Below are 26968 nucleotides of genomic sequence, written 5' to 3' on the forward strand. Positions count from 1 at the left end.
CGATGGACCGAGCCGATTGTCAGACGGCGTTGCGATGAAGCATGGCCAGCGTCTGTTCCAGCTCCGCCTGGAGGATGTCGCTCGCCGCCTGCCCGTCCCCCTCCCGGATGGCGTCCACCAGCGCGGCATGCGCGTCGTCGCCGGGATTGGGCTCGGTCTCCCGCAGGCCGAGCAGCTCCACCACGTCCACCAGCCGACCCCGCAGTGCCGGGGCGAACTCGGCGAACAGGTCGTCGAGCACTGGGTTGCGCGCCGCCGCCACGACCGCCGCGTGCAGCGCGATGTCCGCGTCCACGAACCCCGCGTCGTCGCCTCCGGCCGCCGTCCGCCGCGCCTGCAGGGCCGCCTCAAGTGAGGCGAGGTCCTCGTCGGTACGGCGGGCGGCGGCCAGGCGGGCGGCCTGGGTCTCGACCATCATCCGCACCTCGTAGACGTCGGTGATCGCGGCCCGGCGCAGGCGGGTGGGCCAGTCGGCGGCCGGTTCGGTGGCGATGACGAACACGCCGCTGCCCTGGCGGGCCTGCACCAGCCCGGCGCCCGCCAGCGCGCGCAGCGCCTCGCGGACGGTGGAGCGGCCCACGCCGAGGGTCTTGGCCAGGGCGTTCTCGCCGGGGAGCCGGGTGCCGACCGGCCAGTGGCCGCCGGTGATCTGCTCGCGCAGGTGCTCGGTGGCCTGTTCGACCAGAGGGCTGGGACGGAGGGTGCCGAGCGGCATCGCGAGTGAACCTCTCAGGTTGTCTGAGGACCTGTGTTGTGGTTAGTGTACCCGGCATGACGTCACGTGGTCTCCTTCTCGGCCGCCGCGGCGGGGCCTGAATCGACCGGCACCCCGCCGCGGTGGCTCCGCAGTGCCGGTCGAACCCCTGAGAACGACCGGAAGGAAACCCCGTGCACGACTGGAACCCGCAACGCCCCAGCGCCATGCCGTACCACCGCTACCAGCCCGCCCACCGGCGCGTCGAGGTGCCGCTGACCGAGCGCGGCTGGCCCGCGCGGCGCATCGAACAGGCGCCGCTCTGGGTGCCCGTGGACCTGCGCGATGGCAACCAGGCACTGGCCGAGCCGATGGACCCGGCCCGCAAGCGGCGGATGTTCGAGCTGCTGGTGGCCATGGGCTTCAAGGAGATCGAGGTCGGCTACCCGTCGGCCAGCCAGACGGACTTCGACTTCGTCCGCGACCTGGCCGTGCCGGGGGCGGTGCCGGAGGACGTGACGATCGTCGTGTTCACCGCGGCCAGGCGCGACCTGATCGAGCGGACCTTCGCCTCCGTCGAGGGGCTGCCGCGCGTCGTCGTTCACCTCTACACGGCGACCGCACCCGTCTGGCGTGACGTGGTGCTCGGTCACGACAGGCAGGCGTTGCGCGCCCTCATCAAGGACGCCGCCGGGCACGTCGCTCGCCTGGCCGACGCCCGTCCCGGGCCGCCGATCAGGTACGAGTTCTCGCCGGAGGTGTTCAACCTCACCGAGCCCGACTACGTCCTGGAGGTGTGCGACGACCTGACGGCCCTGTGGGAGGCGAGCCCGGACCGCCCGGTCATCCACAACCTGCCCGCCACGGTCGAGACCGCCACCCCGAACGTCTACGCCGACCAGATCGAGTACATGCACCGCCATCTGGCCCGCCGCGACTCGGTGATCCTCTCGGTGCACCCGCACAACGACCGCGGCACCGGCGTCGCCTGCGCGGAGCTGGCGCTGCTGGCCGGGGCGCAGCGGGTCGAGGGGTGCCTGTTCGGCAACGGCGAGCGCACTGGCAACGTCGACCTGGTCACGCTCGCGCTCAACCTGCACTCTCAGGGCGTGGACCCGATGCTGGACCTCTCCGACATCGACGCGATCCGCCGTACGGTCGAGCACTGCAACCGGCTGCCCGTACCCGACCGCCACCCGTACGCCGGAGACCTGGTCTACACCGCCTTCTCCGGCACCCACCAGGACGCCATCGGCAAGGGCCTGGCCCACCACGCCAAACGGGCCGCCGAGCTGGGCGTGCCCGTGGAGCAGGCGCCCTGGGAGGTGCCGTATCTGCCGATCGACCCCGCCGACGTGGGCCGCGACTACCAGGCTGTGATCCGCGTCAACAGCCAGTCGGGCAAGGGCGGCATCGCCTACCTGCTCAGCACCCACCAGGGGCTCGACCTGCCGCGACGGCTGCAGATCGACTTCTCGGCGGTCGTTCAGCGGGCCACGGACGGCAGCGGGGCGGAGATGACGGCCGAGGAGCTGTGGCGGCTCTTCCAGGCCGCATACCTGGATCCGGCGGACGACGGGCCGTACGCGCTCGCCGACTGGAGCACCGCCGAGTCCGGGCCGGGGGTTCACGAGTTCACCGGCACCCGGCGTGACGGCGGTGGCGAGCTGCGGGGGACCGGCAACGGCCCGCTGTCGGCGCTGGCCGGGGCGCTGGGCGGGGTCGACATCCTCCACTACGCGCAGCACGCCACCGGGCCGGGCCAGGACAGTCAGGCCGTCGCCTACGTGGAGGCGCGCGTGGGGGAGACGGTCCGGTGGGGAGCGGGCCGCGACACCTCCGTGCTGACCGCCTCCGTCCGCGCTCTGCTCGCCGCCGTCAACCGAGCCGCCGTCAACCGAGCCGCCGTCAACCGAGCCGCCGTCAACCGAGCCGCCGTCAACCGAGCCGCCGTCAACCGAGCCGCAGTCAACCGAGCGGCTTCAGTCGCTTAGGCCACGCGGCGCGGCTTGGGGACCAGGTTCAGGGTCGGGGAGAACCTCCCCGGCCATCGCGGCCAGCTCTTCGGCGAGATCGTCGGCGTATGGGAAAGCGGGCATGAAGGCTCCTCGACTCCGGCCGTTCTGATCAGCCCAGGACCGCGGGGCTGAGGTCACCGCGGCAGAACCTCAATGATCAGTACGCCGGAGCACGAGCCGCGTCAGGACGGAACCTAGGGATGTCCCTAGTCCGGGAGGGAGCCCGTCAGGAGGACAGGTGGCGGGCGCAGTCGTCGCGGTAGCGCTGCACCAGCTCGCGGATCCGCTCCGGGTCGGCGAGCACGGCCCGTGACACCGACGGCACGACCGCCTGCCGTACCGGACCGAACAGCCGGGCCAGGTCGGCCGGAGCGGCGCCCTGCGCGCCCAGGCCCGGCGCCAGGATGGGGCCGTTGAGCTGCTCCAGCGGATGCTCCAGCGACGGGAGGGTGGCGCCGATCACGACGCCGACCGGGCCCAGCGGGGCGCGGCCCGCGTTCGCCGCCGCGGCGCCCGCGAAGATCTCGCCCGCGACCGCCGTCTGCAGCGCCACGGCCTCCGGGTTGGAGGTGCGCGCCAGGACGAAGACGCCGGCGTCGTTGGCGATGGCCGACGTGATCGCGCCCTCCAGCGAACCGAACCCGAGGTAGGGGCTGAGCGTCACGGCGTCGACCGCGAGCGGGCTGCCCCGGTCGAGGTACGCCTCGGCGTAGGCGGCCATCGTGCTGCCGATGTCGCCCCGCTTGACGTCGAGGATCACCACCGTGCCCGCCTCACGCAGGTCGGCGATGACGCTCTCCAGCACGGCGATGCCCCGGCTGCCCCAGCGCTCGTAGAACGCGGACTGCGGCTTGACCACCGCCGCCACGTCGCCGATCGCGTCGACCACCGTACGGCTGAATCGCTCCAGCCCGGCCGGGGAGTCGTCGAGCCCCCACGCGTCGAGCAGCGCCGGGCTGGGGTCGATGCCTACGCAGAGTGGGCCGTACTTGTCGAGCCTGGACCGCAACCGTGTCCCGAACGACTCATTCACCACTGGACTCCCCTCGCGACGTACGCAGACTAACGGCGCCGGTCTGATGCGGGAAAGGTTTTCGACCATGGCGATATGGGCTGCCTCTTCTCGCCTCCAGTCTTCCAGAGTTCGCCTCCGGGGTAGATCAGCTGACATGTACGAGATCGCCCACCGCACGCTGACGCTGCGCACCGAGCCGCTACGCGAGGTCGTCGTCACGATCGGGCTGCCGATCGAGGAGCCGACGGGGGAGTGGTCGTGCCCTTACCGGATCGACGGGCTCGCCGGGTGGGAGCACGATCGCAAGGTCACCGGCGTCGACTCGCTCCAGGCGCTCGAACTCGCCATGACCATGGTGCGAGCCGCGTTGGCCGGCTCGCACGAGGCCAAGGAAGGGTTGCTGAGCTGGGACGAGGAGCCCCCCGACGGACGCGAGCACACGGTGTACGTCCGGTGGGAGAAGGAACACGACGTCGCCTATATCGCGATGAAGCACGAAATCGTGCCAGGAGAGGCGGTGCGGCAGACCCTGTCGGATGATGTCGTGCTCGACTACGCGGAGTCGGGAGAACTGCTCGGCGTGGAACTCCTCAACGCGGCCACGACGATGCCGTCAGAGATGCGCCTCTGAGCGTTCTGAGTGGTCAGGCGGCAAGGGTGGAGCCGCGTATGACGAGTTCGGTGGCGAGTTCGACGTGGCGGGAGTCGATTCTCTCGCCCGCGGCCAGGCGCAGGGCGGTGCGCAGGGCGACGGCGCCCATCTCGCGCAGCGGCTGGCGTACGGTGGTCAGCTGCGGCGAGGTCATGGTCGCGATCTCGGTGTCGTCGAAGCCGACGACGCTGAGGTCTTCGGGGACACGCAGGCCACGCGCCCTGGCGGCCTGGATGGCGCCGAGGGCGCTCTCGTCGCCGGCGGCGAAGATGGCGGTCGGCGCGGGGCGCAGGTCGAGCACGGCGGCTCCTTCTTGCACCCCGTGGGGATAGCAGAAGCCCGCAGTACGGACATATTCGGGAGGTACGGGCACGCCCGCGGCTTCCATGGCGGCGCGGAAGCCGTGCATGCGTGCCTGGTTGACGGCCGCGGTCGCGGGTCCGCCGAGGTAGGCGATGCGGCGGTGGCCGAGGGCGAGCAGATGCTGTGTGGCGGACAGGCCGCCGGCGAAGTTGGTGCAGCCGACGCTGGTCACGGGGGCGTCCGGCAGGTTCAGGGGGTCGATGACGACCACGGGTAAGCGTACTCGCGACAGTGCGGCGAGCTGGGCCTTGGTCGGCCCGTTGGTAAGAGTGATCATCGCCCGCCGCCCGGCGGCGACCAGGTCGCGAGCCCAGGAGGTGCCGCCGCCGGCCATGCCTTTCGTGCCGCTGACGACGACCGCCACGCCCGACTCGGCGCCGGCGTCGATCGTGCCCTTGATGATCTCGGTGGAGTAGGCGCACATCTCGTCCACCCACATCTCGACCGTGGCCGACCCATCGGCCCGGTCCCGGGGTGACGAGCGCGGGACGTAGCCGTGTTCCAGCAGCAGGGACTGCACCAGCGTACGGGTGTCAGGCGCGACTTCGCGGCGGCCGTTGAGCACCTTGGACACGGTGGCCACGGACACGCCGGCCGAAGCGGCGACGGTGGCCAGCGTGGTACGCCTGGGACTGCTCGGCATGAATTCCTCCCTAACGCCGACATATACCCAAAAGGGTTGCTCAGCCGCACCGGATTTAATGGTGAGGTGATCGCACCCCGTATCGTGGCAACAGATCTTGACGGAACCCTCCTCGACTCCACCGGCTCAGTGTCCCCGCGCACCCGCCGAGCCCTGGGACGCGCCCGCGACGCCGGCGCCGACATCGTCTTCGTCACCGCCCGGCCGCCACGCGGCGTGGACCCGATCGCCGCGATGGCGGACGTCACCGGCACCGCGGTCTGCAGCAACGGCGGCATCGTCTACGACCTGGACAGCCGCGAGATCACCAGCACGTACGCACTCGACCTCGCCGCCGCGAGGAAGCTGATGGAGACGCTCCGCGAGGTCCTGCCCGGTGTCGCCTTCGCGGTGGAGACCGGCCGGCACGTCCTGGTCGAGCCCGCCTACACCAGGCGCATCCTCCCGGACCTGCCCTTCACCCGCGAGGTCACGGACGCCTGCGAGGAGGGTGAACCGGTCGTCAAGCTGCTGGCCTGGTCGGCGACGCACGCGGTGGACGAGATGTTCACCGCCGCCGTCGCGGCCGTCGAGGGCCAGGCCGAGGTGACGCACTCGGGCGGCAGCGGGCTGCTGGAGATCAGCGCTCCCGGGGTGACGAAGGCCGGCACGCTGGCCCGGCTGTGCGAGGAGCGGGGGGTGGACGCGGCCGAGGTGGTGGCCTTCGGCGACATGCCCAACGACCTCGCCGTCCTCGCCTTCGCCGGGGCGGGGTACGCGATGGCCAACGCCCACCACATGGTGATGGCGGCCGTCGAGCGGCGCACCCTGTCCAACGACGACCACGGGGTGGCCGCGGTCCTGGAGGGCCTGTACGGCTTGTGACCCGGTTGTTACTCCGCAGGTTGTATCACTGCGGCGGGCAGTGGCTCCTCTTCTCCATACGCTTCATGCGCGGTTGAGACGGAGGCCACCGGATGCTGACCATCGACTACCCGAGCGAACGGTACGCCCCACGGGGGGAGGGGCGCGGTGCCGAAGGGCGGCATCGGTCCCACGTGTGGCCGCTGCCCGGCCAAGCTGCGCCGCCTGCCGGCCGAGGACCGTGGCTGGAGCGTGTCCTGATCCCTCCCGATGACCTGGACCCGACAGACGAGTCCATTCTCGACGAGATCAGGAAGATGTTCTCGGTGCTCGACCCCGTGCCCGAGACGCTGGTCGAACGGGTCCAGTTCGCCCTGGATGTGGAGACGGCCGACGCCGAGGTTCTGCGGCTGCGCGAGGAGGCCGGGCTGCGGGCGGCCGCCCGCGGCGGCGAGGAGAGCCGGACGATCACCTTCGAGGGCGACGACCTCACGATCATGATCAGCGTCAGAGTCCAGACCCAGCGCCTGAGCGGCCTGTGCGTGCCGCGGATGAGGGCGCCGCTGAGAATCCGAAGAAGATCCACGACCGGGCGGCCCGGTTGCATCCGCATGGGCTGGGTGTGCCTGCCTACGGGAGATCAGCGAAGGTACGGGCCTCGCCGTGTACGCCTCCCGGCGTACAGAGGATGACGGCGGGAGTCGGATGCCGCGGTGTCGTGGCGGCAAGATCCTGGAGACCTCACGAGGTCAAAGGAGAAGCGAGTGGTAACTCAGGCCGCCAAGGGGACCGGATATCTGACCGCGTTCAAGATTATCGTCGCGCTGAACACGCTGGCGGTGCTGTTCCAGGCCGTGACGGCCGGCCAGTTGCTCAGCGGGGCGTCGGCGGGGTCCCATGACGTGGGGGCGGGGGCCGTACACGTGCTGGGGCTGGCGCAGCTCGTCGCGGCCGTGCTGATGTGGCGGCCGGGGCGTGGGGCGGGATGGCCCGCGCTGGTCGGGCTGGCGATTCTGCTTCTCGGGTTCGTGCAGTCGGCGGTGGGCGGGGCGGGTGTGCTGACCGTGCACGTGCCGCTCGGGATGGCGGTCTTCGGGTTGAGCGTGTGGCTCCTGGTCTGGGCTTGGCGCCGCTGAGTCGGTCACAGGTGATCGACGGTTACAGGTCGCCGTGTCTGGCCAGGTGGTCGGCCTTGCGGATGGGCTCCGGCAGGCGGTGGTACGGCGAGAGCCGCAGGACCTCGGCGCAGGCCGTGTCGAGGGTGACGCGGTGGCCCTGGGACACGTACACCGGCTTGACGGTCGACTGCGTACGCAGGACCCGGCCCACGGTCGAGCCGTCCAGCTCGATCGGCGTCCATGCGCCCCGAGCGGGGTCCGGGGCGTCGTGGGTGCCGACGAAGTGGGTCTTGCCCACGCCGATCGCAGGGAGTCCGGTGAGCACGCCCAGGTGGCAGGCCAGGCCGAACCCGCGCGGGTGCGCCAGGCCGTACCCGTCGCAGACCAGCAGGTCAGGGGTGACGGTGAGCCGTTCGAGCGCCTCCACCAGCGCGGGCAACTCGCGAAAGGCGAAGAGCCCCGGCACGTACGGAAACCGCGCCTTGCCACGAACCACCACTTGCTCGACCACCACGAGATCGCCCGCCATGCCCTGTGCGTGGTCGTCCGTGGCGGCGGTTGTGGAGAGCACCACCACGGCGGCGGCCACCTCGTCCTCGCCGTGGTAGTGCACGTCAAGTCCCGCCACCAACGTGAACGAGGTCGGGCCGGTCAGCTCGAGGTGAAGCCGGAGGCGCTCCTGGATCGCCTCCGCCTCCGCGGTACTCGTCGGCCAGGGGTGAAGCTGGTTTACCCGCACAAGGTTCAACCTATGCCCGTCGGCTCCCGGGGCGTCACTGTCACCGACAACGGCGTGGAACTACGCCTCGGCGAGGAGCCGATCACCGTTCCTACGGCTTTCGGGGACCTGCACGAAGAGCTTCTCAAGCCGTCCTTCGGCGGGGACATGACACCGCACGCACATCCGACCACAACGAGTGCCGCGGCCACGACCATCAGGCTCTGCGCGTCTACCCGCACTCAGCTATGCGGCGGGTGAGCACCAAGGGGGCGTCCTCGGTGATGGCTACCGTGTGCTCGGAGTGGGCCGTGCGCGAGCCGTCCGCCGACCGAATGGTCCAGCCGTCGGCGTCGTAGACGATCCGGTCGGTCGTGCGGGCGAACCAGGGTTCGAGCGCGAGGGTCAGGCCCGGCCGGAGCGTAAGGCCGCGCCCTGCCCGGCCCTTGTTCGAAACGTGGGGCCCCTCGTGCATGGTGCGGCCAATGCCGTGGCCGCCGAACTCGGTGTTGACCGGGTAGCCGTAGTCGTGGGCTACCGCCCAGATGGCCGCCGAGATGTCACCCAGGCGATTGCCCGGACGCGCCACCTCGATCGCCGCCTCCAACGCTTCCTCGGTGGCGCGGATAATTCGCAGGTCCTCCTCGGCGGCGGTCCCGACGACGACCGTGCGCGCCGAGTCGGCCACCCAGCCGTCGACGCCGACCGCGAGGTCCGCGCTGAGTACGTCGCCGTCACGCAGCGTGTAGTCGTGGGGTTTTCCGTGCAGGACGGCGTCGTTGACCGACAGGCAGATGACGTTGCGGAACGGGCCGCGTCCGAAGGACGGCGCGTAGTCCCAGTAGCACGACTCCGCCCCGGACCGTTTGATCATGCCGCGCACGTGGTGCTCCAGGTCCAGGAGGTTGACGCCCACGTCGGCGAGCCGGCCGACCTCGGAGAGCACCTCGGCGACGAAGCGCCCGGCCACGTGCATGCGTTGGATCTCCGCAGGCGTCTTCAGTTCAATCATGATTACCTCGCGTCACAGGATGCTGGTATTACTATACCGGCAACCTTAACAGCTTGCCGGTATAGTAATACCAGCCCTATCTTGGGAGCATGGTCCGTCAACCGCTCACACCTGAGCAGATCGAAGCCGGCAGGCGTCTGGGCGCCCTGCTGCGTCACGCGCGAGCGGGACGCGACCTGGCGGAAGTCGCGCACGCGGCCGGCATCTCGCCGGAGACCCTGCGCAAGATCGAGACCGGACGACTGCCCTCTCCCGGATTCGGCACGATCGTCTGCCTCGGCGAGGCACTCAACGTGCCGGTTCAGGTGTTGGCAGCTATCTGGCGCGGCAACGACCTACCGCTGGAAGCCGTCTCGTAGCCGCTGTCGCGCCCGCCCACGGAGTCCCGGTGGACACCGGCCGTTGGGTTACCGGCACCGAGGCTCCCGATGCTGGGTGCCGTTGTCGATGGCCTCCGCCTGGAATCGGGACGTATCGCCCTGCATCCTCATCCCGACGATGCGAGGTCGAATAGCGGACCAGTGGCGGCAGGTTCTGTAGTGTCGGGAATCGTGAGGGATGTCCTGGTGGTCGTCGGCCCAGGGCTGGTCGCCGACGCCGCGTTGCTCAGCGAGATCGCCGAACGCGAGTTCGCCGCCCTCGGGGTCTCTGGCGCGCTCGTGCACGCTCGTGACGCGGCCGAAGTCATGGTGCTTATGGCGGGCGGCGACGGTGAGTTGTCCGCCGCGGCCGTCGTAGTGGTTCCGGGGCCGGTGGATGAGGTGCGACGGCTCATGGGGCAGTGCCTTGGGCCTCTGGTGTGGCTGGATCTCGCCCGGGTGGACGGGGCTGAGGTGGGGGAGGGGGCCACGCACGTTCACGGGCGTGGCGTCGAGGGGTTGATCTGGGCGATTCGGCATGCCGTACACCGTCTGCGGCATCCGCGGATGCGGATCGCGTACGGGGCGCATCGCGATCAGTGGGGTGAGCTGTACCTTCCCGAGGGGGCGGTGGACAGGCCGGCTGTCGTGGTGCTCGTTCATGGCGGGAACTGGCGGTCGAACTGGGCGGCCGATCTCATGGACGCGCTCTGCCTCGACCTCGTCGGCCGGGGGCTCGCCGTGTGGAACCTCGAATACCGGCGTCCCGACCTGCACGGGTGGCGGGCGACCACCGCGGATGCGGCCGCTGGGCTGGCCGCGTTGTCGACCGTGGCCGCGCCGATCGACCTCGGCCGGGTCGCCGTCGTCGGTCACTCCGCCGGGGCGCAGCTGGCCTTCCGCGCGGTGGCCGACGGGGCGCGGGTTTCGCTGGTCGTGTCGCTGGCGGGGATGCTCGACCTCGTCGAGGGCGACAGGCGCTGGCTCGGCTCCGGCGCGGTCGCCGCCGCCCTCGGCACAGCCTCCAGTACCGGCCTCGAGGTCGGTACGGCGAGTCCGCTGCTCAGGTTGCCGTTGCGGGTCCGCCAGCTGATCGTCCAAGGGTCCGGGGACGAGCTGGACCTGGTGGACTTCGCGCGCCGCTACGCCAGGGCCGCCCAGGAGGCCGGAGATAACGTGACGTATCTGGAAATGTCCGGCGACCACTTCGCGGTGATCGACCCGCATGCCCCGATCTGGCGCACCACCGCCCTCGCCATCACCGATGCCCTCCGATAACCCGAACTTCACTCGACTCGCCGATCCTCCTCGCGCGGTGGATAGGTGAATGTCTGGGTATCAGCCCAGCCTTCGGCGACGATGTGATAGTCGTGCGCGGCTTCACTGGCGGTGTGGTCGGGGCCGATGTCGACCGTGTCGGCGGTCGCCCAGGCCCCGTTGATCTTCTGCTCGATGACGTAGAGGAACTCGTTGTAGCCCAGGGATGAGGACACGAACGTGTTGACGATGGTGAGAGAGCGGCGACCCGCGGTCAGGGTTCGCGGGATTTCCACGATCTGCTCCCGCCATTTGTAGGTGCTGTCGCCGGGCAGCTGCCGCCACGCCCCGGCCGGATTCCCGTTGACGGTGATGGTGGCGTATTGCCGGGCGACGCCCGCGTCCAGGCGGCGGATCAGCCGCACTCCGCTGTTGGCGGGATCGACGGTCGCGGTGAACCGGCTCGACCCGCCGGCGCTGAACGCACGGCCGTCATCGCTGACGATGCGGCCGGTAGCCACAGGGCCGCCGAAACCGTCGGACACGATGCCTTGTGACGCACCCCGCTGATCGAAGATGACGCTCAGGGCGCCCGCGGTCGCCAGCGTGGCCAACACGGCCGACACGGCGGCTTGGCGCCAGCCTCGGCGGGGGACAGGAGCCGGCCCTGTCTCGTCCGGCCCGGTTGTCCGGCGGGCGAGCATCGCGCCGCCGGGGTTGCGATCCGGCTCCGTCCCGGCGGGCAGCCGGGCGATTCGTACCCGCTCCCATGCCCTTTCCCACGCCGGGAGCTGATGCTCGGGCACCCGGCACGCTCGCAGGAAAGCCATCATCAACGCCTTCTTGGGGAAGCGCCGGCCGGCCAACATGTCCGCACAGGTCGCCCGTGGCAGCCGGGTGCCGCCCGCCTTGTCCGCCCGCAGCTGCAGCTCCCGCAGTGACGTATCGGCCCGCGCGAACTGCTCGGCCAGCAACCTCACCAGATCCTCGTGGCAGGTCGCCGACTCCACCCCGGATCGGGACACCTGCCTGACGACCTGGGACTCCTCGCCACCCTCGCTCATCGCCTCGAACCCCCGCCCTCCGGCCTTCGACTCCTCCCTGCCGCAAAGTGTACGAGCGATTACCCAACGTGTCCGAGGGATGGCGGCAGCGGCGGCCTGCCGTCCGGGCCTGGCCATCGGGTGGCTCGATTCCGTCCGAGTCCGTCCGAGCTCCTGTTGGACACCTGGGCTGTGCCGCTTCGCTGGCTCTCAACGCGGCGAACCCGCCGCACCTGACGGAGCAGAAAGGCAGACCACCATCATGATGATCCGCAATGTCACGGCCATCGCCCTCCTGACCGCGGCCCTGTTCGGTGCCCTCCCGGGGGCCGCCGCCACCCCGGCCCTGGCGGCGGCCGCGGAGTGCGGGGTCCGGAGCGACGGCAAGCTCTACTGCGGAAACACCCCGAACGTCACCCTGTCCTACGACGCCTCCTACCAGACCGCGGAGACCGGCGTACTGACGAGCAGTTTCAGCTGGTTCCAGTGCTGGGTCGAGGGCGGCCCGCATGCCGGCGGCAACAGCATCTGGTACCTCGCCGCGGGCGACAAGGCGGTGCCGCCCTATCGCGGCTGGGGCTTCCTGCCCGCCGTTCATGTGGCCACCGCCCATGACCCCGCGCCGGGCCTGCGCGAGTGCACCTTGGCCGACTACGACCTCATCGGCCCGTGACGCGGCCGAGGTCCGGACCCTCCAAGAGAACAACGCTGAAGGAGACACAAAGATGAACAAGCGTCAGGTCATCGCCACGGCCATTGCCGCCACCGCATTCGCGCTGTTCGGGCTGGCCTCGCCCGCCGCCTCCGCGGAAGCCTGCGGGGTCGACCCGCACGACGGCAGGTTGCACTGCACCAACGACGAGGGCGGACTCCCCGTGTTCCACGAGCCCCGGCCCGTCGACGCCGTGGACTTCCTCGACACCACGCAGAGCTGGTTCACCTGCTGGACGCAGGGAGAGCTCCATCCAGGGGGCAACACCACCTGGTACGGAACCGTCGGCGACAGGTTCGGTGCCTTCGGGTATGTGCCGGCCTCCGTGGTGCACACACCGAGCGCCTTCGACGCCGACCCCAGCAAGTACGGCCTGCGCAGGTGCTGAACCCGCTCCACCTGAACCGGTAAGCGCCGCACCACCACGGCGACGGCGACGTAACCGCCGCCGTGGTGGTGCGCGGGTGGGTCTGGTGCGTACGACGGGAGGAGACCGACACTGTGGACATGCAGTCGTACTCCAGCGCCACCGCGCCGACCCCCCTCCTGGGCGAGACGATCGGCGAGAACCTCGAACGGACCGTCGCGGCCTTCGGCGACCGGGAGGCCCTGGTCGATGTCCCCACCGGACGCCGATGGACCTACACCGAGCTCGACGCCGACGTGAACCGCCTCGCGCTCGCCCTGCTGGCCAAGGGCATCGCGAAGGGCGACCGGGTGGGCATCTGGGCGCCCAACCGCGCGGAGTGGGTGCTCGTGCAGTACGCCACGGCGAAGATCGGCGCGATACTGGTCAACGTCAACCCGGCCTACCGGAGCCATGAGCTGGAGTACGTCGTCAAGCAGTCGGGCATGCGGCTGCTGATCAGCGCCCAGACGCACAAGACCAGCGACTATCGCGCGATGGTCGAGGAGATCGGCTTCGCGAACACCGTCTACCTGGACGATCCGGGCTGGGGCGCGCTCCTGGCCGAGACCGTCGCGGAGGACCGGTTGCGGGCCCGCATGTCGGAGTTGTCGTGCGACGACCCGATCAACATCCAGTACACCTCCGGCACCACAGGCTTCCCCAAGGGCGCGACCCTGTCGCACCACAACATCCTCAACAACGGCTACTTCGTCGGTGAGCTGATCCACTACACCGAGGCCGACCGGGTCTGCCTGCCGGTGCCGTTCTACCACTGCTTCGGCATGGTCATGGGCAACCTCGGCGCCACCTCGCACGGGGCCTGCGTGGTGATCCCCGCGCCGAGCTTCGAGCCCGAGGCGACGCTGCGGGCCGTACAGGACGAGAGATGCACGTCGTTGTACGGCGTGCCGACCATGTTCATCGCCGAGCTGGGGGTGGCGCAGGGGTACGACCTGAGCACGCTCCGGACCGGCATCATGGCCGGGTCACCCTGCCCGGTCGAGGTGATGAAGCGCGTCGTCAGCGAGATGAACATGCGCGAGGTCGCCATCTGCTACGGCATGACCGAGACGTCCCCGGTGTCCACGATGACCAGGTCCGACGACGACCTGGCCCGCAGGACCGAGACCGTCGGCCGGGTGCTGCCGCACGTCGAGGTGAAGATCGTGCATCCGGAGACCGGGCTGACCGTGGCGCGCGGCGAGCCCGGCGAGCTGTGTACGCGCGGGTATTCGGTCATGCTCGGATACTGGGACGAGCCGGACAAGACCGCCGAGGCCATCGACGCCGCCCGCTGGATGCACACCGGTGACCTGGCCACCATGGACGACGACGGCTACGTCAACGTGGTCGGGCGGATCAAGGACATGGTCATCCGCGGCGGGGAGAACGTCTATCCGCGCGAGGTCGAGGAGTTTTTGTACCGGCATCCGGACGTCGCGGACGTACAGGTGATCGGGGTGCCCGACGAGAAGTACGGCGAGGAGCTGATGGCCTGGGTCATCATGCGGGAGGGCGCCGAGCCGCTGACGGCCGGGGCGGTCAGGGAGTTCTGCGCGGGGCGGCTGTCGCACTTCAAGATCCCGCGGTACGTCCACGTCGCGGACGCCTTCCCGATGACCGTCACCGGGAAGATCCGCAAGGTGGAGATGCGCAGGCACTCGGTCGACCTGCTCGGGCTGGGCGACGGCGAAACGGCGTCCTGACGGTCCCGTGCATACCCGGCTCGTCATGACAAAACGGGCACGGCCTAGCATGGTCGGGTGATCGTCGGTGAGGTGCTCGGCCTGCTCGGGGTAGGTGTAGCCGCCGGCGTGGTCAGTACCGTGGTGAGCCTGGCGTCGATCGTCTCCTACCCGGCTCTGCTCGCGTTCGGCCTGCCACCGCTGACCGCGAACGTCACGAACACCGTCGCGCTGATGTTCACCAGTGTGGGCGCGGCGGTCGGGTCGCGGCCGGAGCTGGTGGGGCAGGGCGCCCGGGTGCTGCGACTGGGCTGGGTGACCGCGCTCGGCGGGGCGACGGGCGCGTTGCTGCTGCTGGTGACCCCGGCGCGGGCGTTCGAGCTGATCGCTCCGTGGTTGATCGCGGGCGCCTCGCTGCTGCTGGTCCGGCGGCCGACCGTCAAGCCGGGCGGTGAGCACGGGGTGTTGCTGCGGGTGGCGCTGTTCGTCGTGTCGATCTACGTCGGGTACTTCGGGGCGGCGGGCGGGATCCTGATGCTCGCGGTGCTGGCGGGCTTCCTCGACCTGTCTCCGGCCCGGCTGAACGCGGCGAAGAACATGCTGTCCGGGCTGGCGAACGCCGTGGCCGGGCTGGGGTTCGCGTTGTTCGGGCCGGTGGACTGGGGGGCGGCGGTGCCGCTGGCGGCCGGGTTCCTGCTGGGCGGGTGGCTCGGGCCGAAGATCGTCCGCCGGATGCCCGGCCAGAGCCTGCGGTATGTGGCCGCGGCGTGCGGGGTGGCGGTCGCCATCAAACTCGGCTACGACTCGTACGTGGGCTGACGATCGCAAGCGCGCGGCATGCTGCCGACCCCACCAGAAGCCATACAGCTCGGCGATCTCGTCGGTGCTGAAGTCGCCCAGGCGCAGCGACTCGGCGACGATGTTGAACGGGCCGGCCGCGTTCGACCGGCCGGGTTCGCCGCCCGAGGCGACCTTGTAGTCACGCATCGGCTGGCATTTCGGGAGACTACGGATTCGCCAGAGAAAGAGCATTCCCGAACGCTCAACTAGGGCAGCCCTCGATATTCACTACTATAAAAGCACCCAGATTCACTACTATAAAAGCACCCAGCTCGCCTCTCCAGTGTGGCTCTGCGTGACCATTACGCCGTTCTCCGTACGCACGGCTTCGGCTCGTCCCTGCTCGCCGGCCTGCCCAGTTTCGAGGGTGGCTTTTCGCGTCACCTGGTGACTTAACAAATAAGCGTAAATTCCGCATAAACAGATATTGACTAGGGCCGTCAGCTGGCTGATGATCAAGCCGATTGATCAGATGTGCGGGACGGATGGTTCCGCCCTATCCAAGTGAGGCCCATGTCCGGGTTACGGAGCCGGGCAGCGTTGTGTGCTGTCTGGTCACTTTCGGTTGCCTTGTTAGTCGTCATCGATGCTCCAAGGGAGGCGCCCCCGGCACACGCTTCGGTGGCGGACCCTGTCGCGGAATCCGACAAGTCGGCTCGGGCGTTGGCCCGGGAGTCGGGCAAGCAGGTGGAGGTGCTGTCCAAACGGGGGGAGAGCAGGGAGGTCTTCGCCAATCCGGACGGCAGCTTCACCGCGGTCGAGCATCTGCGGCCGGTCCGGGTCCGGCAGGACAGCGGTTGGGCGGCGCCGGACACCACGATGGTGAAGCGTTCCGACGGGTCCATCGGGCCGAAGGCGGCGACCATCGGCCTGGCCGTCTCCGGAGGCGGTGACGTGCCGCTGGCGCGGATGTCGTACGCGGGCAGGGAGATGGCGCTGACCTGGCCGGGCAAGCTGCCAGAGCCGGAGTTGCAGGGCGACTCGGCGCTCTACCGCGAGGTGTTGCCGGGCGTCGATCTCGTGGTGCGGGCGGATGTGGACGGGTTCGCGCACACCCTGGTCGTCAAGGACCGGCAGGCGGCCGCCAACCCCGCGCTGGCCAAGCTGACATTGGGGCTGGCGGGCAAGGGCATGGACCTCAGGAGCGCGGCGGGCGGTCTGCTCACCGCCGTCGACAAGGGCAGCGGCGGCGCGGTCTTCGAGGCACCTGGCGCGATCATGTGGGACTCGCGCCGGCCCGAGGCCGCCGCGAAGGAGGATCTGGCCCGCGGGCCGTCCACGTCGTCGCGGGTGGCCGAGCTGGGCACGGCCGTCGGGGACGAGAAGCTGACGCTGACTCCCGACACAGCGCTGCTGAACGACCCGAGCACGCAGTTTCCGGTCTACATCGACCCGGTGTGGAAGACGGTCAAAACGTCCGCGTGGGCGTACGTGTCGAAGACGTACCCGAGCGAGTCGTACTACAAGTTCGGCGGCAAGTCAGACGCGGGGCTGGGTCTGTGCGAGGGCGACTCGAAATGTGCGCCCCGCGACGTCAAGCGGATCTTCTACCGCATGCCGACCAGCGCGTACGCGGGCAAGCACATCATCTCGGCCGAGTTCGTGGCCAGGGAGACCTGGTCGTACTCGTGCGACGGCAGGACCGTGCAGCTCTGGCTGACCAAGGCGTTCGGGGAAGGCTCGACCTGGAACTCCACCGACGACAACTGGCAGGACCAGCTCGACACGCGCGACGTGGCCAAGGGCTGGTCCTCCAGTTGCCCGGCCGGTGACGTGGAGTTCGACGCGACCGCGGCGGTGAAGAAGGCCGCGTCGGGCAAGTGGTCGACGACGACGTTCGGGCTGCGCGCCGGGTACGAGAGCGACGCGTACGGCTGGAAGCGCTTCGCCGACGACGCCTGGCTGCGGGTCAACTACAACACCCCGCCGCCGCAGCCGAAGCAGTCGAACCTGACGATGAATCCGGGCGGCAAGTGCGTGTACTCTCCCGCCCCGGCCGTGCGGGTTCCGCCGACCCTGTACGCGGTGCTGTACGACGCCGACTCCGCGGACGCCAAGAAGGTCTACGCCGAGTTCGTGGCCTCGTGGGACGGCGCGGTGAAGTGGCAGTCGGGCAAGATCGGCCCCAAGACCACCGGCTCGACGTTCCAGGTGAAGCTGCCGGCGACGATCCCGGAGAAGAAGACGATCTCGTGGGCGGTACGCACCTGGGACGGCGACCAGTACAGCCCGTGGAGCTACACGGGTGATGCCACGGCCTGCTACTTCATCTACGACAAGAGCGCGCCCGCGGCCCCGGTCGTGAGTTCGACGGCTTACCCGGAGTCAGACCCGGACAACGAGGCGGACCCGTGGTACGGCGGCGTGGGCCAGTACGGCGCGTTCACCGCCGACTCGCCCTCGGCGGACGTGACGAAGTACTGGTTCGGTATCAACGTCAACCCCACGCAGGCGATCGAGCGCAAGCCCGCCGTCGCGGGCGGCCCGGTGACGCTGGACCTCGCCCCCGACCACGCCGGGGTCAACGTCATCATGGTGCAGGCGTTCGACGCGGCGGGCAACAGCGAGATCGGCCGCTACGCCTTCAGGGTTAAGGCCGGATCGCCCGCCAAGGCCGAGTGGCAGTTGGACGAGCCCGACGGATCCACGCAGGTCGCGGACTCGACTGGCGCCTTCCCCGCGACGCTCAACGGTGGGGTGACGCTCGGCGTGGACGGCATCTCCAAGACGGCGATGCAGACCAACGGCAGCACCGGCTACGCGTTGACCGCGGCTCCCGTGCTCGACACTACCAAGAGCTTCGCCGTGTCTGCCTGGGCCAAGCTGCCCGAGACCAAGCCCGGCACCGGTGTCCTGGTCACCCAGCCCGGCGCGGCCCGCCCGGCGTTCGAGCTGTACTACTCCGCGTCGTACGACCGGTGGATCTTCAACCGGCTCAGCGCGGACAACACGAGCGCCACCACCACCCGCGCTGTCGGCGCCGCCTCTCCCCAGGGCGGCGAGTGGGCGCACCTGGTCGGCGTGTACGACTCGGTCGCCAAGAACATCAAGCTGTACGTCAACGGCAGGCTGGAGGCCACCACCGCGTTCACCACCCCGTGGGCGGCCAATCGTCCGGTGCACCTCGGCGTCACCTCCTACGACGGCGGGCTCGGCAACTTCTTCTCCGGCGAGATGGACGACGTCCGGCTCTTCGACCGAATCATCACCTCCGAGGAGATCGGCGACCTGTTCACCCAGCACCCGGTGGTCAAGGCCAGGTGGAAGCTGAACGACTCGGCCTCCGCGGTCCGGGATAGCAAGGCGTACTGGAAGCTGGACGAGGCGGCGGGCGCGACCCGGGCCGAGGAGAGCAACGGCCTGTACCCGGCGGCCAAGGTCGGCACGGTCACCTTCGGAACCGCGGGGCGGCAGGGCTTCGCCGCGCGCCCCGACGGGAGCACCGGCTATCTCAAGACCGCCGGGTCCGTGCTCGACACCACCAAGAGCTTCACGGTCACCGCCTGGGCCAAACTCCCGGTCACCAAGCCGAAACAGGCCGCGATCATCGCCACCCAGGCGGGCACGGCGCGCAACGGCTTCGAGATCTACTACTCCGCCAGCTACGACCGCTGGATCTTCAACAGGTACAGCACCGACACCACCTCGGCGACGATCGTCAGGGCGCAGTCGACGGCCGTCCCTCAGGGCGGCGTGTGGACGCACCTGGCGGGCGTCTACGACGCCACGGCCAAGCAGATCAAGTTGTACGTCAACGGCAAGCTCAACTCCACGACCGCCTTCACCGCGGGCTGGAACGCCACCGGCCCCGTCATGGTCGGCGCCGGCTGGTACGGCTCGGCGAGCTCGTTCTTCCCCGGCGACATCGACGAGGTGCGGCTGTTCGACCAGATCGTCACCGATTCGGAGATCGCTACGCTGGCCAGCGGGTCCCCGCTTACCATCGCGGCGGATGACAGCCCGCTGGGCAGGCACGTCACGCTGTACGGCAACGCGCGCATCGACCAGAGCGCCGGCTGGGTCGGCACCCCGCCTGGTGGCCTGGTGCTGGACGGGGACGGCGACTACGCCGCAACCTCCGTGCCCGCCATCCGCACCGACGACAGCTTCACCGTCGTCGGCTGGGTGACCACCGCGGGACGTCCGACCGGCCCGGCGGCGATCCTCAGCGAAGAGGGCGCGGTGAACAGCGCGTTCACCCTGCGCTACCGGCCTGACGCGGCCGACCCGGCCAACGCGGGCGGCTACCAGATCGAGATCCCCGACAAGGACGAGACCGGGGCCACAAGACCGACCGCCGAACATTCGGCCTTCCAGTCCGGCTTCTCCTGGGACCACGTCGCGCTGGTCTACGACGCCTTCCAGGACCAGATGCGGCTCTACGTCAACGGCGAGCTCGAGCAGGCCGAGGACCAGGTCTCCTGGCGCTTCAACGTCCGCGGCTTCAACGCGGGCAAGGGCCTGCAACTCGGCCGGAGCAAGTCGGATGGCGTCTGGGGCGAGTACTGGCCCGGCGTGATCGACGACGTGTGGGCCTTCCAGGGCATCGCCTCCGAGGAGCAGATCCAGATGCTGGCCGGCGGCGCCGAGCTGGACACCGAGACCGGCCCCTGACCTCTCAACTGAGCCCGGCCGCCCACAGGGGGCGGCCGGGCGGAAGGACGTCCATGTACCGCGTTGCGCAGCGTAGGTTATCCATGTTCACGGCGCTGGTGGTGTTCGCGGGGTCGCTGGTGGTTCCGCGGACGGTCCAGGCCGAAGTCAAGATCAGCAACCGGCCAGAGGTGCACAGCAAGGAACGCGTGGTCCCGGGCAAGCCGGTCACTGCGAAACCCCGGTTACCCGATCCCGCGGGGAAACCCACGACCGCCCCTGCGCAGGAGCAGCCGGTCGTGAAGGCGCTGGAGGGCACCAAGGTACGGCAACTGCCGGGTGACGGCCTGCTGTTCGAGGTGACCGCACCGGACGGCACCGCCGAGGTGAAACTGGACAGGAAAGCGGCCGCCGCCCGGTTCGGCGGATCGTACGCCAGCAGGTTGCACCTGGTCCGGCTGCCCGCCTGCGCCGTGACGACGCCTGACGCCCCCGGCTGCCGCACCGGGACCGAGCTCGGCGGCGCGCAGGCTCAGACGTTCGTGGCGACGGGAAAGACCGTCGTGGCCGCGGTCGCGGGTGAATCCAGCGACAAGGGCGACTACAAGGCGACCACGCTGGCGCCGTCGGCGAGCTGGGACGTGTCGGAGCAATCGGGTGACTTCTCCTGGACGTACCCGATGCGCGTGCCGCCGGTGCCCGGCGAGCTGGCGCCCAAGGTGGAGCTGTCGTACTCGTCCGGCTCCATGGACGGCCGCACTTCCAACACCAACAACCAGCCGTCCTGGGTGGGGGAGGGCTTCGACTTCTGGCCGGGTTACATCCAGCGCCAGTACAAGCCGTGCGCCGACGACGGCGCGCCGAAGGACGAGTGGGGCACCCCGCCGGGCGACCTGTGCTGGGGGTACGACAATGCGGTGATCAGCTGGAACGGCAAGGGCGGCGAGCTCGTCCAGGCCGGCGACGGCACCTGGCGGATGAAGTCCGACGACGGCACGAAGGTCGAGCGGCTCAAGGACACCGGCAAGGGCAACGGCGATGACGACGGCGAGTACTGGAAGGTCACCACGCCTGACGGCGTGCAGTACTTCTTCGGCCTGAACCGCCTGCCAGGCTGGTCCAGCGGCAAGGCCGAGACCAGGTCGGCATGGACGCATCCGGTGTTCGGCGACGACTCCGGCGAGCCCTGCCACGGCGACTCCTTCGCCTCTTCGTGGTGCCAGCAGGCCTATCGGTGGAACCTCGACTACGTCGTGGACCCGCACGGCAACGCCATCAGCTACTGGTACACCCAGGAGACGAACCACTACGGCCGCAACCTCAAGCCCGCCGACGACACCCCGTACGACCGGGGCGGCTGGCTCGACAGGATCGAGTACGGCCAGCGCTCCGACACGCTGTTCACCGCGAAGGCCCCGGCCAAGGTGCTGTTCACCGTCTCCGAGCGCTGCCTGCCGACTTCCACCTTCGACTGCGCCACGGACAAGATCGACGACCGGCCCACCATGTGGCCCGATGTCCCGTACGACCTCAACTGCGCCGCCGGGACCGAGTGCAAGGGCACGAAGGGCACGCTGGCGCCCACGTTCTGGTCCCGCAAGCGGCTGACCAAGGTCACCACGCAGGTGATCAAGCCGGACAGCGCCTATCGTGACGTCGACTCCTGGGCCATCGACCACCTGTGGGGCGACGCCGACATCGACAAGGCGCTGCTGGTCAAGTCGATCCAGCACACCGGGCACGCGGCCACCCCGCCCGTCACGCTGCCGCCGGTCACCTTCAACCACGTCCAGCTGCCCAACCGGGTGGACAAGCTGGGCGACGACATCGCCCCGTACATCAAGTACCGCCTCGGCGCGATCTACGACGAGTCCGGCGGCCAGATCGACGTCAACTACTCCGAGCCCGACTGCACGCTGGACTCGCTGCCCAAGCCGGAGACCAACACGAGGCGTTGCTTCCCGGTCAAGTGGACGCCCGCCGGCCATGAGGACCCGATCACCGACTGGTTCCACAAGTACGTGGTCACGCAGGTCGTGCGGAGCGATCGGACGGCCAAGTCGCCCGACATGCTGACCACTTACGACTACCTCGACGGCGGGGCCTGGCACTTCGACAACGACGACGGCATGACGAAGGAGAAGTACAAGACCTGGTCGCAGTGGCGTGGCTACGGCCACGTCCGGGTCAAGACCGGCGGGCAGGGCGACCTGCGCTCGCAGACCGATACCTGGTACCTGCGCGGCATGGACGGCGACCGCCTCGACGCCTCCGGCGGCGAGAAACGGGTCACCGTCTCCGACGGCGAGGGTGGCAGCCATGTCGACCGCGACGCCCTGCAGGGCTTCGAGCTGAAGAACGTCGAATACACCAAGCCCGGCGGGACCGCCGAGGTGAAGACGGTCAACACGCCGTGGCAGCACCAGACCGCCAGCCGCACCAGGAGCTGGGGCACGGTCACCGCCAACCTCGTCGGCACCGGCAAGACCCACACCTGGACCGCGCTCGGCTCGGACAAATGGCGCGAGACCGAGACGAACACCACGTACGAGACGACGGCCGGGCTGGCCACCACGCTCAGCGACCTGGGAGACCTGGCGACCGCGGACGACGACCGCTGCGCCCGCACCACGTACGCCCGCAACCAGAACGCCTGGATCCTGAACCTGGTCGCCCGCATGGAGACGGTCTCCGTCGCCTGCTCGGTCACCCCCGACCCCGCCAAGCACCTCATCGAGGACAACCGCACCTACTACGACGGCGGCGCGCTCGCCGCCGCGCCGGCCAAGGGCGACATCACCACGAGCGAGAAGCTCGCGGGATTCGACGCGGGCAAGCCGACGTACGTGGCCACGGAGATCTCCACGTTCGACGGCTACGGGCGCGAGCTGACCTCCAAGGACACGCTGGGCAACCTCACCACCACGGCCTATACCGATGCCGGCGGGGTGACCACGGCGGTGATGGTGACCGGCCCGCCTCTGCCCACGGGCGCGCACATCACCTCCGAGGAGCGCGACCCGGCCTTCGGCGTGGAGACCGCGCGCGTCGACGCCAATGGGCGGCGGGTCGACCAGCAGTACGACGCGCTCGGCAGGCTGCTCAAGGTCTGGATGGCCGACCGCTCCGAGGCCGCCGACCAGACCCCGAACCTGGAGTTCAGCTACCGCATCGCCGACGGCGAGATCATCGCCATCGGCACCCGCCGGCTGACCGCCGATGGGGGGCAGACGGCACCCACGTACGAGTTGTACGACGGCTGGCAGCGGCTGCGCCAGACGCAGGAGCCCGGCCCCGACGGCGGCCGGCTGATCAGCGACAAGTTCTACGACTCGCGGGGCAGCGTCGCCCGCGAGTATGGCCAGTACTACTCCACGGGCGCTCCGTCCACCACGCTGTTCGGCGCGTTCGAGGGCAACGTCGAGTCGCAGAAGGCCTTCGAGTACGACGGCCGGAACCGGCGCACGCTCGAGCGATTCCTCGTCGGTAATGGCGAGACCCAGGAGCGGTGGCGCACCACAACCACGTACGGCGGCAACTGGATCACCGTGGACCCGCCGACCGGCGACACCGCCACCACCAGCTACACCGACGCCCGCGACCAGCTCGTCGAGGTGCGCCAGTACCGCGGCTCCGACCCCGGCGGGGACTACGACAAGACGACCTACACCTACACGCCACTGGGCAAGCTCGCCACGGTCAAGGACGCCGCGGGCAACGTCTGGACCCACACCTACGATGCCCGCGGCCGGGAGATCCGGGTGGACGACCCCGACAAGGGGACGAGCCGTCTCACGTACGACGACCTGGACCGGTTGATCACCACCGAGGACGCGCGCGGTCAGAAGGTGTTCACCTCCTACGACGCGCTCGGCCGCAAGCTGGAGACCAGGAAGGACGGCCCGACCGGGCCGCTGCTGACCTCGCGCACCTACGACACGGTGCACAAGGGCCAGCTGTCCAGCACCACCAGGTACGACGGCGGCCAGGCGTACACGATCACCGTCAACGCCTACGACAACATGGAGCGGGCCATCCGCACGACGGTCAGCATCCCGTCCTCCGAGGGTTCGCTGGCCGGCTCGTACGTGTTCGACACTCGCTACAAGTTCGACGGCACCGTGCAGTCCAACAGCTTCCCGGCCGCCGGCGGCCTGGCCGCGGAGACCGTCGTGTACTCCTACGACGACCTGCGCAGGCCCACCACGACGAGCGGGCTGACCAGTTACGTGACCGGGTCCATCCACAGCCTCACCGGCAAGCCGGAGCAGTACGAGCTGAGCACCGGCGGCAAGAAGGCCTGGATCACCAACAGCTACGAGTACGGCACCCAACGTCTGGCCTCCGCCAGGACCGACCGCGAGGACGTGGCCGGCGTGGACAGGAACGTCAGCTACACCTATGACAACGCCGGCAACGTGCTGCGCGCGTCCGACACCTCCAGGAACGGCACCGATACCCAGTGCTTCACCTACGACTACCTACGCCGCCTCACCGAAGCGTGGACCCAGGGCACGCAGACGTGCTCGCAGACCCCCGCCATGGGCGGAACCCAGCCCTACTGGCAGTCCTTCTCCTACGACCTGACCGGCAACCGCACCAAGGAGGTCGAACACGGCACGACCGACACCGTCCGCACGTACCGCTACCCGGTGCCCGGCTCGCCACAGCCGCACACGCTGACCTCGGTGGAGCAGACCGGCGCGGCCGGAGCACGGACCGACACCTTCACCTACGACGCCATCGGCAATACCACGAGCCGCAACACCCAGAAGCTCGAATGGGACGCCGAAGGCAGGCTGAGCAAGGTCACCGAGGGCGGCAAGGTCAGCACCTACGTCTATGACGTCGAGGGCAACCGGCTCCTGCGCCGGGACCCCGGCAGCACCACCCTCTACCTGCCCGGCATGGAGCTGCGCCTCGACCAGGGCACCGACAAGGTGGAGGGCACCCGCTTCTACGTCCACGACACCGTCCAGGTCGCGGTCAGGACGGTCAAGGGCGTCAGCTTCGTGGCCAACGACCACCACGGCACGGGCGAGCTCGCCATCGACGCGGCCACGCAGTCCGTGACCCAGCGCAGATACAAGCCGTTCGGTCAGCTCAGAGGCGAGCTCCAGGGCGGAACATGGCCGAGCGAACGCGGCTTCGTCGGCGGTACCGACGATTCCGCCACAGGCCTGGTGCATCTGGGCGCCCGCGAGTACGACCCCGCCATCGGCCGCTTCATCAGCGTGGACCCGGTCATCGACCACCAGGACCCGCAGCAGATGAACGGCTACTCCTACGCCAACAACAACCCCGTCACCTTCACCGACCCCGACGGCAAGTGGTGGTGGGCGTGGTGGGTCCTCTTCCTGCTCGGCCCCCTGACGGTGCTCGGCGGCGGCGGCCACCACGGCGGTGGTGGAGGCGGCGGCGGTGGAGGCGGCGGTGGCGGCGCCCCGCACCGCTCCAACCCCAGTGGGGGCGTGTTCACCCCGCTCGTGAAGACCACGCAGGACACGCTGTGGTCCTCGGTCAACCCGGCCAAGGTCACCGCACTCGGCTGGCTCGCCTACGGCCTCGGCGCCGGATCCGAGTACTTCAACCAGGGCAGCATGAGCGTCTTCCTCAAGGGCATGGCCAAGGCCGACGCGCTCAGGAACACCGCCCGCAACGTGCCCAAGGGCTGGGTCGGCTTCCGCTGGCTCTTCAGCGCCGTCGGCAAGTGGTACGACGCCAAGGCCCTGCGGACAGAGGCCCGCGCCATCAAGTGGGCCGGCCGCCTGGGCAAGGCCGGGGGCATCCTGAACAGATTCGGCTTCGTGGCCACCGCGGCCGACGGCGGATTCACCCAATGGGACAGAGACGCCGACCGCGAGGACCTCAACACCGGCGAGAAAGTCACCCGCGCGGGCATCCGCGGCGGCTTCGCCGCCGGCGGCTCCTACATTGGGACCACCGTGGCTGGGGGGGCGTGTGGCGTGGTCAGCGGCGGTACGCTTGTGGTCGCCTGCGGTATCGGCGGCGCGGTCGTCGGCGGCGTGCTCGGCGGCTGGACTGGCGACGGGGTCATCTGGGCCTACGACAAGGCCCGAAAGCCCGTGATCAACGCCGCCAAATCCATCGGCTCCGGAATCAAGAAGGGATGGAACAAGCTCTTTGGCTGACGCCTTCCCCCAGGCGCCCGTGTGGGCGGTGCTCGTCACCGCCCTCGCGGCCGTCACCGCGCTCGTCAACCACGCCCGCTTCCACCGGGCGGGCGCGGCCAGCGGCTGGTCGCGCCGCTACTTCGACCCCGACCTGCCCAGGGAGTTCCGCAACCTCGGCTTCGCGCAGCGCCCAGCCGCGATCACCCTGGTGATGTGGACCGTGGTGCTGGCCTACGGATGGTTTCCCCAGCGGGACATCCTCGACGTGGTGGTGGTCCTGCTCATCCTCGCCTCGCTCGTGCCGATGGCGATCACCGTCAAACGGTTGTACCGGCCGCCGCAGAAGGCCAAGCCGCCATGGCTGGTGGTGGAGGAGGAGAAGAAGAGAAGGACCGCGTGATCCGCATTCGCCCGTCGGCCGGCCGCCCCACGATCAGGGGCGTGCCGGCCGTTCTCGTTCCTGGCGCTGGAGCCGGACGGCTACGGATCCATACGTCTTCTTGAGGCCCGACCAGGCCAATCGCCCTCCCGGCCCAGGTAGTGCGCGATGCGTCTTTGCGGCGCCGCAGGATCAGCCTGACCAGCGGCCACGTTCCGGTCATCGGACCGCTCGCTCTGGTGGTGCCGCAGGAACAGCTCCAGCGTGGGCGTCCGGCCGGACGCCTTTGTCAGGCCGGACACGAGATGACAACGTTCATGGGGTCGCCTCGCTTCAAAGGGAGACCGTTACCGATACTCGTTGAGCCGCGGCCTGACGCCCATCAGGGTCAGGGCGGCCACCAGCAGCGCGCCCGCACCCGGGATGACGGCCCAGTCACCGAGCGCTGTCTCGCCGTCGCGGATCGACTCCTCGAAATGGT

The 26968-nt window shown here is 69.5% G+C and carries 19 protein-coding genes and 2 pseudogenes; 14 read left to right on the forward strand and 7 right to left on the reverse strand.

Annotated elements, in window-relative coordinates:
- Positions 1-19: 19 nt before the first annotated feature.
- Positions 20-715 carry an FCD domain-containing protein gene (locus AB0L53_RS30365; RefSeq protein WP_364000858.1) on the reverse strand — a complete coding sequence of 232 codons (696 nt, stop codon included), beginning with the start codon at positions 713-715 and terminating at the stop codon, positions 20-22.
- Between the two features lie 206 nt (positions 716-921).
- On the opposite strand from AB0L53_RS30365, the pseudogene leuA reads away from it, so the two are divergent.
- Positions 922-2580: pseudogene (gene leuA, locus AB0L53_RS30370) on the forward strand (2-isopropylmalate synthase); the annotation flags it as partial.
- A gap of 35 nt (positions 2581-2615) precedes the next feature.
- Here leuA and AB0L53_RS30375 read toward each other — a convergent pair.
- Positions 2616-2666, reverse strand: a pseudogene (locus AB0L53_RS30375) (hypothetical protein); the annotation flags it as partial.
- A 272-nt stretch (positions 2667-2938) separates the two neighbouring features.
- Entirely contained in the window at positions 2939-3745 is an 807-nt protein-coding gene (gene pyrF / locus AB0L53_RS30380; protein WP_358546367.1) for an orotidine-5'-phosphate decarboxylase, read from the reverse strand.
- Positions 3746-3881: 136 nt separating this feature from the next.
- On the opposite strand from pyrF, the gene AB0L53_RS30385 reads away from it, so the two are divergent.
- Complete coding sequence (locus tag AB0L53_RS30385; RefSeq protein ID WP_364000860.1) at positions 3882-4358, forward strand: DUF2283 domain-containing protein; 477 nt, start codon at positions 3882-3884, stop codon at positions 4356-4358.
- A gap of 13 nt (positions 4359-4371) precedes the next feature.
- On the opposite strand, the gene AB0L53_RS30390 is transcribed toward AB0L53_RS30385, so the two are convergent.
- Positions 4372-5385, reverse strand: a complete 1014-nt coding sequence (locus AB0L53_RS30390) for a substrate-binding domain-containing protein (protein ID WP_364000862.1) — start codon at positions 5383-5385, stop codon at positions 4372-4374.
- 66 nt (positions 5386-5451) lie between these two features.
- Here AB0L53_RS30390 and AB0L53_RS30395 point away from each other — a divergent pair, with 66 nt between their 5' ends.
- The 3 genes from AB0L53_RS30395 (at position 5452) to AB0L53_RS30405 (ending at position 7364) form a co-directional block, all read left to right on the forward strand.
- Positions 5452-6249 carry an HAD-IIB family hydrolase gene (locus AB0L53_RS30395; protein ID WP_364000865.1) on the forward strand — a complete coding sequence of 266 codons (798 nt, stop codon included), beginning with the start codon at positions 5452-5454 and terminating at the stop codon, positions 6247-6249.
- Positions 6250-6341: 92 nt separating this feature from the next.
- On the forward strand, positions 6342-6920 hold the full coding sequence (locus AB0L53_RS30400) for a hypothetical protein (RefSeq protein WP_364000868.1): 579 nt from the start codon (positions 6342-6344) through the stop codon (positions 6918-6920).
- Between the two features lie 72 nt (positions 6921-6992).
- Complete coding sequence (locus AB0L53_RS30405) at positions 6993-7364, forward strand: hypothetical protein (RefSeq protein WP_364000871.1); 372 nt, start codon at positions 6993-6995, stop codon at positions 7362-7364.
- A gap of 22 nt (positions 7365-7386) precedes the next feature.
- On the opposite strand, the gene AB0L53_RS30410 is transcribed toward AB0L53_RS30405, so the two are convergent.
- Complete coding sequence (locus AB0L53_RS30410; RefSeq protein WP_364000874.1) at positions 7387-8085, reverse strand: endonuclease V; 699 nt, start codon at positions 8083-8085, stop codon at positions 7387-7389.
- 211 nt (positions 8086-8296) lie between these two features.
- Positions 8297-9076 (reverse strand): type I methionyl aminopeptidase, encoded by a 780-nt coding sequence (gene map, locus AB0L53_RS30415; protein ID WP_364000877.1) that lies wholly within the window; start codon positions 9074-9076, stop codon positions 8297-8299.
- 89 nt (positions 9077-9165) lie between these two features.
- On the opposite strand from map, the gene AB0L53_RS30420 reads away from it, so the two are divergent.
- Both AB0L53_RS30420 and AB0L53_RS30425 read left to right on the forward strand, forming a co-directional pair.
- Positions 9166-9435 (forward strand): helix-turn-helix transcriptional regulator, encoded by a 270-nt coding sequence (locus AB0L53_RS30420; protein ID WP_364000880.1) that lies wholly within the window; start codon positions 9166-9168, stop codon positions 9433-9435.
- Positions 9436-9627: 192 nt separating this feature from the next.
- Complete coding sequence (locus tag AB0L53_RS30425; protein ID WP_364000883.1) at positions 9628-10713, forward strand: alpha/beta hydrolase; 1086 nt, start codon at positions 9628-9630, stop codon at positions 10711-10713.
- A gap of 8 nt (positions 10714-10721) precedes the next feature.
- Here the strand turns inward: AB0L53_RS30425 and AB0L53_RS30430 are convergent, their stop codons facing one another.
- The gene (locus AB0L53_RS30430; protein WP_364000886.1) at positions 10722-11756 is read right to left on the reverse strand and encodes a hypothetical protein; all 1035 of its coding nucleotides are present in this window, start codon (positions 11754-11756) and stop codon (positions 10722-10724) included.
- A 241-nt stretch (positions 11757-11997) separates the two neighbouring features.
- On the opposite strand from AB0L53_RS30430, the gene AB0L53_RS30435 reads away from it, so the two are divergent.
- The 7 genes from AB0L53_RS30435 (at position 11998) to AB0L53_RS30465 (ending at position 26508) form a co-directional block, all read left to right on the forward strand.
- Positions 11998-12408 carry a hypothetical protein gene (locus tag AB0L53_RS30435; RefSeq protein ID WP_364000889.1) on the forward strand — a complete coding sequence of 137 codons (411 nt, stop codon included), beginning with the start codon at positions 11998-12000 and terminating at the stop codon, positions 12406-12408.
- Between the two features lie 52 nt (positions 12409-12460).
- Positions 12461-12835 (forward strand): hypothetical protein, encoded by a 375-nt coding sequence (locus AB0L53_RS30440; protein ID WP_364000892.1) that lies wholly within the window; start codon positions 12461-12463, stop codon positions 12833-12835.
- A gap of 119 nt (positions 12836-12954) precedes the next feature.
- On the forward strand, positions 12955-14562 hold the full coding sequence (locus AB0L53_RS30445) for an AMP-binding protein (protein WP_364001052.1): 1608 nt from the start codon (positions 12955-12957) through the stop codon (positions 14560-14562).
- A gap of 57 nt (positions 14563-14619) precedes the next feature.
- The gene (locus AB0L53_RS30450; RefSeq protein ID WP_364000895.1) at positions 14620-15360 is read left to right on the forward strand and encodes a sulfite exporter TauE/SafE family protein; all 741 of its coding nucleotides are present in this window, start codon (positions 14620-14622) and stop codon (positions 15358-15360) included.
- A 642-nt stretch (positions 15361-16002) separates the two neighbouring features.
- Positions 16003-19995, forward strand: coding sequence for a LamG-like jellyroll fold domain-containing protein (locus AB0L53_RS30455; protein WP_364000898.1), 3993 nt, complete (start codon positions 16003-16005; stop codon positions 19993-19995).
- Between the two features lie 83 nt (positions 19996-20078).
- Entirely contained in the window at positions 20079-26126 is a 6048-nt protein-coding gene (locus AB0L53_RS30460) for an RHS repeat-associated core domain-containing protein (RefSeq protein WP_364000901.1), read from the forward strand.
- On the forward strand, positions 26119-26508 hold the full coding sequence (locus AB0L53_RS30465; RefSeq protein WP_364000904.1) for a hypothetical protein: 390 nt from the start codon (positions 26119-26121) through the stop codon (positions 26506-26508). The genes AB0L53_RS30460 and AB0L53_RS30465 overlap by 8 nt, the downstream gene beginning before the upstream one ends.
- Positions 26509-26968 lie beyond the last annotated feature (460 nt).

This window comes from Nonomuraea sp. NPDC052129 (assembly GCF_040680095.1).
GTDB lineage: Bacteria > Actinomycetota > Actinomycetes > Streptosporangiales > Streptosporangiaceae > Nonomuraea.

Excerpts from the sequence above, each read along its gene's own strand:
- AB0L53_RS30365 (WP_364000858.1), bottom strand. The coding sequence starts at position 715 with ATGCCGCTCGGCACCCTCCGTCCCAGCCCTCTGGTCGAACAGGCCACC.
- AB0L53_RS30385 (WP_364000860.1), top strand. The coding sequence starts at position 3,882 with ATGTACGAGATCGCCCACCGCACGCTGACGCTGCGCACCGAGCCGCTA.
- AB0L53_RS30390 (WP_364000862.1), bottom strand. The coding sequence starts at position 5,385 with ATGCCGAGCAGTCCCAGGCGTACCACGCTGGCCACCGTCGCCGCTTCG.
- AB0L53_RS30400 (WP_364000868.1), top strand. The coding sequence starts at position 6,342 with ATGCTGACCATCGACTACCCGAGCGAACGGTACGCCCCACGGGGGGAG.
- map (WP_364000877.1), bottom strand. The coding sequence starts at position 9,076 with ATGATTGAACTGAAGACGCCTGCGGAGATCCAACGCATGCACGTGGCC.
- AB0L53_RS30420 (WP_364000880.1), top strand. The coding sequence starts at position 9,166 with ATGGTCCGTCAACCGCTCACACCTGAGCAGATCGAAGCCGGCAGGCGT.
- AB0L53_RS30430 (WP_364000886.1), bottom strand. The coding sequence starts at position 11,756 with ATGAGCGAGGGTGGCGAGGAGTCCCAGGTCGTCAGGCAGGTGTCCCGA.
- AB0L53_RS30435 (WP_364000889.1), top strand. The coding sequence starts at position 11,998 with ATGATGATCCGCAATGTCACGGCCATCGCCCTCCTGACCGCGGCCCTG.
- AB0L53_RS30440 (WP_364000892.1), top strand. The coding sequence starts at position 12,461 with ATGAACAAGCGTCAGGTCATCGCCACGGCCATTGCCGCCACCGCATTC.
- AB0L53_RS30445 (WP_364001052.1), top strand. The coding sequence starts at position 12,955 with ATGCAGTCGTACTCCAGCGCCACCGCGCCGACCCCCCTCCTGGGCGAG.
- AB0L53_RS30460 (WP_364000901.1), top strand. The coding sequence starts at position 20,079 with ATGTTCACGGCGCTGGTGGTGTTCGCGGGGTCGCTGGTGGTTCCGCGG.